Annotated in this window: 10 protein-coding genes; 8 read left to right on the forward strand and 2 right to left on the reverse strand. The window is 71.5% G+C overall.

The genetic code is table 11. From position 1 onward, the window contains the following. The first annotated feature begins 31 nt into the window (after positions 1–31). A complete protein-coding gene (eccCa, locus tag AWQ71_RS09040; protein ID WP_067129666.1) occupies positions 32–4039 on the forward strand; it encodes a type VII secretion protein EccCa in 4008 nt (1335 codons plus the stop codon). Continuing rightward, a complete protein-coding gene (locus tag AWQ71_RS09045) occupies positions 4039–5052 on the forward strand; it encodes a scabin-related ADP-ribosyltransferase (protein WP_067129668.1) in 1014 nt (337 codons plus the stop codon). The genes eccCa and AWQ71_RS09045 overlap by 1 nt, the downstream gene beginning before the upstream one ends. Here AWQ71_RS09045 and AWQ71_RS09050 read toward each other — a convergent pair whose 3' ends face one another. Beyond that, positions 5053–5388: a hypothetical protein gene (locus tag AWQ71_RS09050; protein ID WP_067129671.1), complete on the reverse strand. Its 336-nt coding sequence runs from the start codon at positions 5386–5388 to the stop codon at positions 5053–5055. It lies immediately after the preceding gene. 162 nt (positions 5389–5550) lie between these two features. Between AWQ71_RS09050 and AWQ71_RS09055 the strand changes: the two genes are divergently transcribed. The 4 genes from AWQ71_RS09055 (at position 5551) to AWQ71_RS09070 (ending at position 10170) form a co-directional block, all read left to right on the forward strand. Beyond that, positions 5551–5886 (forward strand): hypothetical protein, encoded by a 336-nt coding sequence (locus tag AWQ71_RS09055; RefSeq protein ID WP_067129675.1) that lies wholly within the window; start codon positions 5551–5553, stop codon positions 5884–5886. A gap of 106 nt (positions 5887–5992) precedes the next feature. Continuing rightward, the gene (locus tag AWQ71_RS09060; RefSeq protein ID WP_157570254.1) at positions 5993–7111 is read left to right on the forward strand and encodes a transglycosylase SLT domain-containing protein; all 1119 of its coding nucleotides are present in this window, start codon (positions 5993–5995) and stop codon (positions 7109–7111) included. Between the two features lie 129 nt (positions 7112–7240). Beyond that, positions 7241–8659: a hypothetical protein gene (locus AWQ71_RS09065; RefSeq protein WP_067129681.1), complete on the forward strand. Its 1419-nt coding sequence runs from the start codon at positions 7241–7243 to the stop codon at positions 8657–8659. A 278-nt stretch (positions 8660–8937) separates the two neighbouring features. Beyond that, entirely contained in the window at positions 8938–10170 is a 1233-nt protein-coding gene (locus tag AWQ71_RS09070; protein WP_157570255.1) for a pentapeptide repeat-containing protein, read from the forward strand. On the opposite strand, the gene AWQ71_RS09075 is transcribed toward AWQ71_RS09070, so the two are convergent. After that, on the reverse strand, positions 10147–11538 hold the full coding sequence (locus tag AWQ71_RS09075) for an NAD(P)H-quinone dehydrogenase (RefSeq protein ID WP_067129685.1): 1392 nt from the start codon (positions 11536–11538) through the stop codon (positions 10147–10149). The two genes, AWQ71_RS09070 and AWQ71_RS09075, sit on opposite strands and share 24 nt — an antisense overlap. Before the next feature lie 151 nt (positions 11539–11689). Here AWQ71_RS09075 and AWQ71_RS09080 point away from each other — a divergent pair, with 151 nt between their 5' ends. Further along, positions 11690–12142, forward strand: a complete 453-nt coding sequence (locus AWQ71_RS09080) for a gamma-glutamylcyclotransferase family protein (RefSeq protein ID WP_067129688.1) — start codon at positions 11690–11692, stop codon at positions 12140–12142. 142 nt (positions 12143–12284) lie between these two features. After that, the gene (locus AWQ71_RS09085) at positions 12285–13088 is read left to right on the forward strand and encodes a purine-nucleoside phosphorylase (RefSeq protein ID WP_067130408.1); all 804 of its coding nucleotides are present in this window, start codon (positions 12285–12287) and stop codon (positions 13086–13088) included. The last annotated feature ends 3 nt before the right edge of the window (positions 13089–13091 follow it).

The following is a 13091-nucleotide window of genomic DNA, read 5'->3' on the forward strand; positions in this document are numbered from 1 at the left end:
AGATCCACACGATCAGGAGGGGGCGTCGAGGGTGAGCATTGTCATCGTGCGCCGACCCGAGCGGCGCCCCAGCCCCAAGCCGCCGCGCGGCGAGGTCCTGCTGGAGCCGCCGCCGGAAGTACCGGAGGTCCAGCCGCAGGGACTCACCGGCGTACTCACCTACCTGCCGATGGTGGCGGGGGCGGCGGCCATGGGGCTGATGTTCACCGCGGGCGGCAACGGCAACCCGATCATGTACGTGTCGAGCGGCCTGTTCGCGGTGTCCATGGTGGGGATGAGCCTCGGCCAGATGGGCCGCCAGTCCGGCGAGCGCAAGAGCCGGATGAACGGCCTGCGCCGGGACTACTTCCGCTACCTCTCCCAGGTGCGCAATCGGGTCCGGCGGGCCGCGAAACAGCAGCGCGAGGCCCTCGAATGGAGCGGCCCCGCCCCGGACTCCCTGTGGTGGCTGGCCATGGGCCCGCGCCTGTGGGAGCGACGCCCCCGCGACGACGACTTCGGCACGGTACGCCTCGGGACCGGCGTGCAGAAACTCGCGATCCAGCTCATCCCGCCGGACTCCAAGCCGGTCGAGGACCTGGACGCGCTGTCGGCCGGCGCGCTGCGCCGGTTCGTCCGGGCGCACTCCACGGTGTCGAAGCTCCCGGTGGCCGTCGCCCTGCACGCCTTCTCCCGGATCAAACTGACCGGCGACCCCATCGCCGTACGGGAACTCGTCCGGGCGATGATCTCGCAGATGGCGGTGTTCCACTCGCCGGACGACATGCGGATCATGGTGTGCGCGGGCCCCGAGTGGATGCCCCAGTGGGAGTGGGTCAAGTGGCTGCCCCACGCGCTGCACCCGGAGGAGACCGACGCCGCCGGCCAGGTGCGGCTGATGACCGAGAACCTCGCCGAGCTGGACCGGCTCGTGGGCGCCGATCTGAAGGAGCGCGCCCGGTTCCGGCCGGGCGCGGCCGCCGACGCCCTGCCGTACCACGTCCTGATCCTCGACGGCGGGCGGGTGCCGCTCGACTCCCAGCTCGGGACGGACGGCATCCAGGGCGTCACGGTGATCGACCTGTCCGGGTCGGCGAGCGTGGTCGAGGAGCAGAGCACGCTGCGGCTGGACGTCCAGCCCGACGGCTTCTTCATGGTCAAGCTGGATCACGCGGGCAAGGAGAGCAAGACCCGCCTCGGCGACCCCGACGGGCTCGACTTCCTCAGGACCGAGGGGCTGGCCCGGCAGCTCGCCCCACTGCGCGCGTCCACGGCCAAGGGCAGGGAGTCACAGGACGTCCTCGCCACGAACACCTCGCTCACCGACCTGCTCGGCGTCGGCGACGCCGCCCGCGTCGACCCCGTCCTCACCTGGCGGCCCCGGGCCGGACGCAACCGGCTGCGCGTCCCCATCGGGCTCGGCGCCGACGGCCGCGTGGTCGAGCTCGACATCAAGGAGTCCGCCCAGGGCGGCATGGGTCCGCACGGCCTGGTGATCGGCGCCACCGGATCGGGCAAGAGCGAGCTGCTGCGCACGCTCGTGCTCGGGCTGGCCATCACCCACTCGTCGGAGATCCTCAACTTCGTCCTCGTCGACTTCAAGGGCGGCGCGACGTTCCTCGGCCTGGATAGCCTCTCCCACGTCTCCGCGGTCATCACCAACCTGGAGGACGAGCTGCCGCTCGTCGACCGCATGCACGACGCCCTGCACGGCGAGATGGTGCGCCGCCAGGAGCTGCTGCGCGCCGCGGGCAACTACGCCTCGCTGCGCGACTACGAGCGGGCCAGGGAGCAGGGGGCCGACCTCGCGCCGCTGCCCACGCTCTTCGTCGTCCTCGACGAGTTCAGCGAGCTGCTCACCGCCAAGCCCGAGTTCATCGAACTGTTCGTCATGATCGGACGGCTCGGTCGCTCGCTCGGCGTCCACCTGCTGCTCGCCTCCCAGCGCCTGGAGGAGGGGCGGCTGCGCGGCCTGGACACCCACCTGTCGTACCGGATCGGGCTGCGCACGTTCTCCGCGATGGAGAGCCGGGTCGTGCTCGGGGTGGCCGACGCCTACGAGCTGCCGCCCGCCCCCGGCAACGGCTACCTGAAGTTCGACACCACCGGGATGACCCGGTTCAAGGCGGCCTACGTCTCCGGCGCGTACGAGCCGAGCGCCGGGCAGCCGGTCGCGGCGGACGGCAGCGCCCCGACGCCCCGCGTCGTCGAGTACGGCCCGGCGTACGCGCCCGAGCCCGAGAAGCCGAAGGAGACGCCGGAGGCCGGAAAGCCGGCCGAGGCCGCCGCTCCCGAGGCGCCGCCGCAGCAGCGCAGCCTGCTCGACGTCGTGGTGACCCGGATGAAGGACAAGGGACCGGCCGCCCATCCCATCTGGCTGCCGCCCCTCGGCGCCCCGCCCAGCCTGTCCCATCTGCTCCCGCCGCTGTCGGTCACCCCCGAACTGGGACTGTCCACGACGGGCTGGCAGGGACGCGGAGGGCTGCACGCCATCATCGGCATCATCGACCGGCCGTTCGAGCAGCGCCGCGACCCGTTCTGGGTGGACCTGTCCGGCGCGGCCGGTCACGTGGGCATCGCGGGTGGCACGCAGAGCGGCAAGAGCACCGTCCTGCGCACACTGATCACCGGCATGGCGCTCACCCACACCCCGCGCGAGGTCCAGTTCTACCTGCTGGACTTCGGCGGCGGCGCGCTCGCCTCACTTGATGGGCTGCCGCACGTCGGCGGCGTGGCCAGCCGCCTCGACGCCGACCGGGTGCGCCGTACCGTGGCCGAGATCTCCACGCTCCTGCAGCAGCGGGAACGCGAGTTCGCCGAGCAGGGGATCGACTCGATCACGGACTACCGCCGGCGGCTTGCCGAGGGCAAGTTCCAGGGCGACGGGTGGGGAGACGTCTTCCTCGTGGTGGACGGCTGGCTCACCATCCGGCAGGACTTCGACTCGCTCGAACCCGTGATCACCGACCTGGCCGCGCGCGGCCTCGGGTACGGCATCCACGTCGTCGCCGCCACCAACAAGTGGTCGGAGTTCCGGCCCGGCATCAGGGACCTGTTCGGCACCCGCATCGAGCTCAAGCTGGGCGACGCATACGAGTCGGAGATCAACCGCAAGAAGTCGCTGGCCGTGCCGGAGGGTGTGCCGGGGCGCGGCCTGACCAGGGACGGCCTGCACTTCCTGTCCGCGCTGCCGAGGATCGACGGCGTCCAGCGCGCCGACGACCTGCCCGACGGCCTGCGCGCCCTCGTCCAGTCGGTGCGGGACGCCTGGAAGGGACGGCCGGCCCCCGCCGTACGGCTGCTGCCGTCCCTGCTGCCCGCCGAGACGCTGCCCGCGATCGAGCAGACCGGTCCCCGGATCCCGATCGGCATCGACGAGAACACGCTCTCGCCGGTGATGATCGACTTCGACACCGACCCACACTTCGTCGTGGTGGGCGACACCGAGAGCGGCAAGACCAACCTGCTGCGGCTGGTGACCGAGGGCCTGGTGGCCCGGCGCACCCCGCAGGAGGCCATGATGATCGTGATCGACTACCGCCGCTCGCTGCTCGACACCGCCGTGACGGACCACCGCATCGGGTACGCCGCGTCCGGGCCGGCCGCCGCCGAGCTGATCAACGACGCCCGGAACGCGCTGCTCAAGCGGCTGCCCCCCGCCGACCTCACCCCCGAGCAGCTCCGGGCGCGCAACTGGTGGCGCGGCTCCGACCTCTACATCGTGGTGGACAACTACGAGCTGGTCGCCACCTCGTCCAACCCCCTGCTGCCGCTGGCCGAGCTGCTGCCGCAGGCCCGCGACATCGGCCTTCACCTGGTGATGTCCCGGTCGATGGGCGGCCTCGGCCGCGCCATGTTCGACCCGCTCATCCAGCGGATCAAGGACATGGCCAGCCCGGCGGTCGTCCTGTCCGGCAACCGGGACGAAGGCTTCCTCTTCGGCAACGTCCGCGCGCACCCGCTCCCGCCCGGCCGCGGCTACCACGTGGACAGAAAGTACGGCAACCGCCTCATGCAGACGGCCTTCCTCCCGCCACCGCAGCCCCCGGAGCCGAGCTGATGGGGATCCAGCTCCCGGCCGGCCTCGTCCTGGCGGCAGGGCTCGTCGGCTACACCTGGCCCGACATGGACGAGGACGAGATCGCCGCGGCGGGGCACGCCTGGCTCCGCCACGCCGACACCCTCGTGGCAGGTTCTCAGGCCGTCAACGAGCATGTCCTGCGCGTGATCAGACGGAACGCCGGCCCGGCCGTGACCGCCATGCACGACCACTGGACCTCCGCCGACGGTCCCGGCACCCACACCAACGACGCCGTCACCGCCACCCGCCTCATCGGCGCCGCCTGCCTCGCCGGAGCCGCCCTCGTCGCCGCCTTCAAATTCGGCATCATCGCGGCCCTGGCCCGCCTCGCCGTAAGCGTCGCCCGCGCCATCGCCACCGCGAGCGCCAGCCTGGGCACCTCCCTGGCGACCATCCCCCTGCACGCCGCCGCGACCCGCGCCGCCATCCAGCGGCTCCTGCGAACCATCCTCGGCGGGGTCAAGCGCATCGTCGAAGGCCTGCTGACCCGCGCCCGCGCCCTCCTGGAAAAGATCACTCCCATGGGGCTGCGCCTGCGCATGGCCCGGCCCGACCCGCTCCGTGCGGCCGCCGACCGGAGCGTGAACGTCAAGGCCATCACCCCGTCCCCCGTGTGGCGGAGTGACCGGCTCATCCTCCGGCGTGCGGACGACCGTCACCCGGACGAGGTGTTCGGGCCGGGCTTCCATCCACGCAACCCTCGCAACACGGACCTGGAATCCCATCTACGGTTCGAGGAGTCGGCGTTCGTCAGCACGACGCGGCTGGACAACCCGATGGACATCTTCCCGACCCGATACCTGTACGACGTGGACGCGCCGGGAGGGGTCGACATCGCGGAAACCATGGGCAGCGCCCTGCGCACCGGACACCAGCGGGAGGTGGCGTTCCCCGGCGGGATCGAGGGCCGGTACATCAAGGGGGCGCGGCCGTACGACGCGTCGACCGAGACTTTCGGGGACTACATCCCCAACCCGGATTATCGGCCCTGATCAGACGACCTGGTCGGGAACGGCCGCGGCCGCGACCTCCTCGGCGGCCGACTCGGCGACGGCGTGGTTGACGGACATCGTCCCGACAGCGGTCCCCGCCTCTCTGATGCCGTCGGCGAGCGCCGCGTACGCGTCCAACGCCTCCTTCCTGATCTGCGCGTATATGGGGCCGATCAGACTTCCCAGGTCGCCGTCGCCCCAGAGATCCGGCCTCCCGGCCGGCTCGGCGCCGAAGATCTCCACCTCCACCGCCATGTTCTGCCCCACGCTCACGATCCCCTCGGCCGCGGCGCGCAGATCCGCGTGGGACACCTCGATTCCATCCGGCTCCCTCATCCGCCCTTCTCCTTCCCCTCGGTCCCTCGGCCCCCTCAGCATGGCGGCCCAGCCTCGCCGGACGTTTCATGAGCGTCTGCCCGGTCACGGCGTTTCGCGTGAGGATCTTTTTACTATGCTCCGATTCGTCGGCTTTGTCGGACGCTGGAAGGAGTCGGCCTCGTGGAGGGTCTCGATCTCCACTTCAAAGCGCTGGAGGAGTGCCGCAGCGCCCTGTACGACGTCGCGCAGAGTTTCGCCGCCCCGACCGGAGCGTCCGGATCGGGTGAAGCGTCCGGATCGGGCGGCGGCGTCGGCTCCTCGGCGTTCGGCCGGCTGAGCAGCTCCGGCGGTCTGGCCGCCGCGATCAACGAGGTCGAGACGGCGCTCTCCACCGAGCTCGGCCGGGTCTCCGGCCTGCTCAACGCCAACAGGAACGCCCTGGCGACCGTAGAGAACAACATCCGCGCAGCGAGCAAGGCGGCCGAGCAGGACGGGGAGCGGCTGGCCCAGGCCTGACGCCCACGCGTCGCCGTGACGCCGGCCTCCACTCCCGGACAGGAGATCCGATGAGCACGTGTCTATTTGCGCTCGCTCCGCTCGCGCGGGCTCGGGGCGCGGCCTGGTGAGCGAGCCGAAGGAGGTGGCGGCGCCTCAGCTCGCCGAGCTGCCGGGCGGTGGCGAACTGGCCGGGCTCCTCGCCGACGTGACCGGCAAGCCGGAGCTGATCCGCGGCCTCGCCACCCGCTGGTCCGGCCTGATGCGGCGGCTGGACGAGCAGGGCGGCGCGCTCGTCACCGCTGTGAACAACGTCGACGACGCCTGGCAGGGCTCCTCCGCCGACGCCTTCGTCACCCACATGCGCAAGTACGGCCCGGCCGCCGAAGAGCTGCACGACGCGCTGGACCGGGCCGTCAGAAACCTCCGCAAGGCGGCCGACGCCCTGGAGAAGTCCCACACCGAGGTGTCCGCGCTCTGTGACGGAGTCGTCCGCAACGCGGGGATGTACGCGAAGGACCACCCGGACGCGAGCGCGCAGAACGCGGCGGATCACAAGCGGGCGCTGGTGGAGCAGGCGCTCACCTCGGCGCGGCCGCACGTCGAGAGCGCCGACGAGGCCATGGACACGGCGTTGGCGGCGGTCGGCGACCTGCGCGACCACGGCATGGCGAAGTTCTCGGCCATCAAGGCGCCGGGGGACCACGCGTTCGTCCCCGCTTCGGCGAACGCCGGGCTCGGCTGGCAGCGCACCCCGGGCTACCCGCCGGAGACCGGGAGCGGCACGCGGACCACGCTCGCCTCCTACAGCGGTTCCGGCAGCTCCGCTGGTTTCGGCGGCTACGGTCCGAGCGGCCCGCCGCCGCCCGGAGGAGGCCCCGCGGCGCCCGCCGAGGTCAGGGCGTGGATCGAGGAGGCCGTGGCCATCCTCAAGGCACGCGGATACCCGGCGTCGAAGATGAACGTCGACGACATCTGGATGATCATCCAGCACGAGTCCGGCGGGAACCCGCGCATCGTCAACACCCGGGACTCCAACGCCGCCAAGGGGACGCCGTCCAAGGGCCTGATGCAGACGATCGACCCCACGTTCAACGCGTGGTCGCTTCCGGGGCACAAGGACATCTACCAGCCGGTGGACAACATCATCGCGGGCGTCCGGTACGCCATCGCCCGATACGGATCCGTCTCCGCGGTGCCGGGAGTGGTCGGTGTGAAGACCGGGACGGGCTACCAGGGTTACTGACCGCCACCGCCGCGTCACGAGGGGATGATTGAACCCGGCATGGATCGGTTTCGCGAGCGGATACGGTTTCGCAGGGCAGGAACAATTACGCATCACGGTTCGTCCTCAAGGGCGAAGGAGGCTTACGCCGTGACCATCACCCATCCGCTGGGCCGCGTGGGGGCCGCCGTTGCGGCGGTCCTCGTCGGCCTGTTCACGCTGTTCGCCGGCGGGGCGGCATCCGCCTCATCCGCCGTCGCGGCTCCCCCCGACGTCTCGACGGTGCTGGCGCACTGGAAGGACCAGAAGGATCCGCTGTTCGTGCAGGACGGCAGCCCGCTGGCCTCCGGCGAGCAGGGCGACATCCGCGACGCGCTGAAGAACTCAGAAAGCAAGATCTACATGGTCGCGCTGCCCGACGGGTCGATCACGACCAACCAGGCGGCCGGCACCTACATCACCTCGCTCGGCCTCGCGCTCAAGAACGCGGGCCGTCCGCAGGCGACCGTCGCGGTCCTCGACGGCAAGACCCTCTACGCGGGGTCGAGCGCACTCCCGCGCCGGTCGGCGAGCGCCGGCCAGATCGCCCGGGCCGCCACCGACGCCAACGACAACGTGGCCGCCGGTGTGCAGGACTTCGTGAACCGCATCAACATGGCCGTCAACGGTGGGGGCAAGGACGTGCTCGCCCCCAAGCCGGTGAGCGGCGGCGGTGGCGGCGGCAGCGGTCTGCTGGTCATCCTGGGTATCGCCGTCGTCGGAGGTGGCGCTTTGTGGGTCTTCTCTCGCCGTGCCAAGCGCAAGCGCGAGGAAAAGGAGGCGGCCGAGCTCGCCGCCGTCAAGCAGACGGTCGAGGAGGACGTCACCAAGTTCGGTGAGGAGATCACCGCGCTCGACATCGACGTCAAGATGCTGCCGCAGTCCGAGACCTCGGGCGACTGGCAGCGGGCCCTCGACTCGTACGAGCGGGCCAAGAACGAGCTGGCCGCCGTCAAGCGCACCGACGAGTTGCGTACGGTGACCGCGTCGCTGGAGGACGGGCGGTACGCCCTCGCCTGCGTCAAGGCCCGCGTGAACAACCAGCCCATCCCCGAGCGGCTGCCTCCGTGCTTCTTCAACCCGCAGCACGGCCCGTCCGCGCGCAACGTTCGCTGGGCTCCTCCCGGCGGCGCCCCGCGCGACGTCCCGGCCTGCGCGGCGGACGCCGAGGCGGTCGAGCGGGGCTTCGACCCGCAGATGCGCGAGGTCGTGGTGAACGGCGAGCGCCGTCCGTACTGGGACGCCGGCCCCGCCTACCAGCCCTACGCGTACGGCTACTACGGCGGCTTCGGCGGCGGCGACATGCTGACCGGCATGCTGGTCGGCACCATGCTCGGCAGCGCGTTCGGCGGCTTCGGTCACGGTGGCTACGGCAGCGGCTACGCGGACGGCCTCGCGGCGGGCAACGCGGACTCCGGAGGCGGCGACTGGGGCGGCGGTGGCGACTTCGGCGGCGGTGGCTTCGGAGGCGGCGACTGGGGCGGCGGTGGCGACTTCGGCGGCGGCGACTTCGGCGGCGGCGACTGGTGAGTGCCGCGGCGGGCGGTCACGCCGATCGCCCGCCGATCGCCCGGCTGACCGCGTCCCGGTCGGCCGCCGATCACCGCTGATCGCCTCGGCCCATCGGTCCTGATCGCGGGGGCCCGCCGGCGCGGGCCCGGTTCCAGCAGGTGACCTCGCACCCTCGGGTGCGAGGTCATCGGCTTTTCCGGCACTTTGGGACGCTCCCGGACCGGGGCAGGCGTGCGGCCTACCTTCGCCGCGAGAGACTTAGGACCGTTCTTCGGAGGTTTGCGAGGAGGCTTTCGTTGCGTCGCTTTCGAGCGTTGTCCGTCGTGCTCGTGATCATGGCCGTCGCGCTCCCCGTACCGCTCAGCGCCGCGGTCGCGGGGGCCGATGCCGCGGCGCTGTCGGCGGGCTGCCGGCCCGGCAGCGGGCCGGACATGCGCGGCGAGGACTTCACCGACGCCGAGGACCTCCCCAACGACCTGCAGTGCGCGAACCTGACCGGTGCCACCCTCGACGGCGCCGATCTCTCCAACCGGGACCTGCGCGGGGTGATCCTGCGAGACGCCTCGCTCAAGGACGCCGACCTGACCCTGGCGCACGCCGAGGGCGTCGACCTGCGCGGGGCCGATCTCAGCGGCGCCGAGCTCGGCCAGTTTCACGGCAAGCAGGCGCAGCTGCGCAGCGCGATCCTCAAGGACGCCTACGCGGGCCAGGCGGACCTGAGCCGCGCGGACCTCACCGGCGCGGTCCTGGCCCGTGCGCAGCTGACCCAGGCCAACCTCACCGGCACCACCTTCGTCGGCGCCGACCTCAGCAAGGCGATCCTCGGCCAGGTGACCGCGCGGACCGCCGACTTCACCCGGGCGACGATGCGCGCCACCAAGCTCACCCAGGCCCATCTGGAGAGCGCCGTGTTCGCCGCCGCCGACCTCGGCGGGGCGGCGCTGGGTCAGGCCGAGATGGAAGGCGCCGACCTCACCGGCGCGAACGTCGAGGGCGCGTCCTTCGTCCAGGCGCGGGACGTGAATCTCACCGGTTCGCGCGGCACTCCGGCGGTCGCCCCCACCACGCTGCCGTCGCCCTCCCCGAGCGGCGACCGGAGCCCGGACGCCACCGACCGGGCGATCGCGGAGGATCCCGTACGGACGGTGACGGGGCTCCTCCTGGTCGTCCTGAGCGGCATCGGGCTCACGATCACGCTGTTCTTCTGGGCCGCCGCCCACCGGCGCAGGAGGCGCGACGCTGACGCCTTCGATCTGGAGCGCCAGGTGCTCGCGGAGGATCTCACCCAGCTCGGCACCGAGATCAACACGATGGACGCGGAGCTGCGGCGCGACGACGGGACGCCGACGGAGCCCGGCGACCAGCGGGAGTGGCGGGCCGCGCTCGACGCGTACGAGGCGGCCAGGCACGTGCTCACGGTCGCGCGCACCTCCGGCGAGCTGCAGGGGGCCGTATCGGCCGTGGAGCACGGGAGGGCGTCGCTGCGCCGGGTCAGGACACGGCTGTCAGATCACGGTGGTCAGCGGTGACATGAGGCGGCGGGCCGCCTCGGTGATCGACCCGGACAGCGAGGGGTAGACGGCGAACGTCTGCGCGAGCTGGTCGACCGTGAGCCGGTGCTGCACCGCGACCGACAGGGCGAGGACGAGCTCGGACGCGCGGGAGGCCACGATCACGCCGCCGAGCACGATGCCCGTGTTGGGACGGCAGAAGAGCTTGACGAAGCCGTCGTTGAAGCCCTGCATCTTGGCCCTGGCGTTGGTGGCCAGCGGCAGCTTGACGACGTTGGCCTCGATCTCGCCGGACTCGATCTGCCGCTGCGACACGCCGACGGCCGCGATCTCGGGGTCGGTGAAGATGTTCGCCGCGACGGTGGCCAGGCGGATCGGCTGCACGGCCTCGCCCAGGGCGTGCCAGACGGCGATCCGGCCCTGCATGGCGGCGACGGAGGCGAGCATGAGGACACCGGTGCAGTCGCCCGCCGCGTAGACGCCGGGCGCGGAGGTCCTGGAGACCTTGTCGACCTCGATGAAGCCGTTCCGGTCAAGCCGGACGCCGGCCTCCTCCAGGCCGATGCCGGCCGTGTTGGGGATCATGCCGACGGTCATCAGGCAGTGGCTGCCTTCGGCGGTCCTGCCGTCCTCCAGCGTGACGACCACGCCGTGCTCGGTGCGCTTGACCGAGGCGGCGCGGGAGCGGCCCATGACGTTCATGCCACGGCGCCGGTAGACCTCTTCGAGCACCTCGGCGGCGTCGGCGTCCTCGTTCGGCATCATCCGGTCGCGGGAGGAGACCAGGGTCACCTCGGAGCCGAGCGAGCGGTAGGCGCCGGCGAACTCGGCGCCGGTCACACCCGAACCGACCACGATCAGGTGCTCGGGCAGCTCCTGCAGCTCGTAGAGCTGGCGCCAGGTGAGGATGCGCTCGCCGTCCGGCTCGGCGCCGGACAGCACCCTCGGGTGCGCCCCGGTCGCGACGATGACGACGTCGGCCCGGATCGTCCGGTTCCCGGCCCGGACGACCTGGGGGTCCACGAGCCGGCCCTTGGCGCGGATGATCTCGACGCCCTCGGCCGCGAGCCGCGCGGCGATGTCGGCGGACTGCGCCTGCGCCAGCTCCTTGACGCGCTTGTTCACCAGGGGCATCTCGACCATGACGCCGCCGCAGTCGCCGTCCGCCCCTCCGTCGAAGTGGACGCCCACCGAGGCCGCGTCCAGCAGCGCCTGTTTACGGACCGAGGTGGCGATCAGCGTCTTGGAGGGCACGCAGTCGGTGAGCACGCACGCGCCTCCCGGCCCGTCCTGCTCGACGACGGTGACCTGTGCTCCGAGTTGGGCGGCGACCAGGGCCGCCTCGTAGCCGCCGGGGCCGCCACCGATGATCACGATCCTTGTCACGTGCCCTATTCTCCCGCATCATCCCGCTAGTCAGGGATGAGGGGGATGCGTAAGGGTTCGACTGCGCGGGAAGTCCCTGATTTCACCGGGAGATGGCGGGTCCTGCGTCATGACCGTCCGGTGACGCGCCTTGTGGTTTAGGCTTCGTGCCGTGCCTGTCTACGCGGCCTACAGCAGCAACATGGATTCCAAGCAGATGGCCGAGCGGGCCCCGCATTCCCCGATGCGCGGCACCGGTTGGCTTCCTGACTGGCGGCTGACCTTCGGCGGCGAGGACGTCGCCTGGGAGGGCGCACTCGCCACGATCGTCGAGGACTCCGACAACCAGGTCTTCGTCGTCCTGTACGACGTGCCCGAGTGGGACGAAGCCTCGCTCGACAAGTGGACCGGCACGGAGCTGGGCTTCTACCGCAAGGTCCGGGTCCGGATCGCGACGCTCGACGGCGACGTGCTGGCCTGGACGTACGTCCTCGACTCCTACGAGGGCGGCCTGCCGTCGGCCCGCCACCTCGGCATCATCGCGGACGCGGCGGAGAAGGCCGGGGCGCCGGACGACTATGTGAAGGATCTGCGGACCCGTCCCTGCAAGTCCCTGGGCGACTGAGCGTCGCGGGCCTTCCGCCCGTTTCATCCCCTGCCGTCGAGCCTCTCCGGTTTTGGCAGATATCGCCAGATCTTGTCGCGCGACGTCGGACCCGCCGTTTTCTGGCTGGGATGGTTCATCCGCTTCTGTACGCTCGGTGAACGTGACCAACGACGCTTACGCACTGGCGGCAGAGGCCGCGGCCACCTTGAAGAACCTCACCGGCATCGGATCCTTCGACGTCGCCCTCGTCATGGGGTCGGGCTGGGTCCCGGCCGCGGACGTGATCGGCGAGACCGTCACCGAGTTCCCCGTGACGAAGCTGCCCGGCTTCGCCCCGCCCGCGGTCGCCGGGCACGCGGGCACGATCCGCGCGGTCAGGACGACGTCGGGGAAGAACGCCCTGATCCTGCTCGGCCGTACGCACCTGTACGAAGGCCGCGGCGTGGAGCCGGTGGTGCACGGCGTACGCACCGCCGTCGCCGCGGGGGCGGGCACGGTGGTCCTCACCAACGCCGCGGGCGGCCTGCGCCCCGAGACCCAGAACGTGGGCGACCCGGTCCTGATCAGCGACCACATCAACCTGACCGGCGCGAACCCGATCACCGGGGCCACCTTCATCGACCTGACCTCCGTCTACTCGCCCCGGCTGCGCGACCTCGCCCGCGAGGTGGACCCCTCCCTCGCCGAAGGCGTCTACGTGGCCTTCCGCGGCCCGACGTACGAGACCCCGGCGGAGATCCGGATGCTGCGCACCCTCGGCGGCGACCTGGTCGGCATGTCCACCGTGCTGGAGGCCATCGCGGCCCGCGAGGCGGGGGCGGAGGTGCTCGGCATCTCGCTCGTGACCAACCCGGGCGCCGGCCTGGTGGGCGAGCCGCTCAACCACGAGGAGGTCCTGGAGGTGGGACGCGCCACCGCGGCCCGGATGGGCGTCCTCCTCGCCAAGGTCGTCGACAAGCTGTAGGGG

The sequence above is a fragment of the Microtetraspora malaysiensis genome, from assembly GCF_001528665.1.
In the GTDB taxonomy this organism is placed as follows: Bacteria; Actinomycetota; Actinomycetes; order Streptosporangiales; family Streptosporangiaceae; genus Microtetraspora_A; species Microtetraspora_A malaysiensis.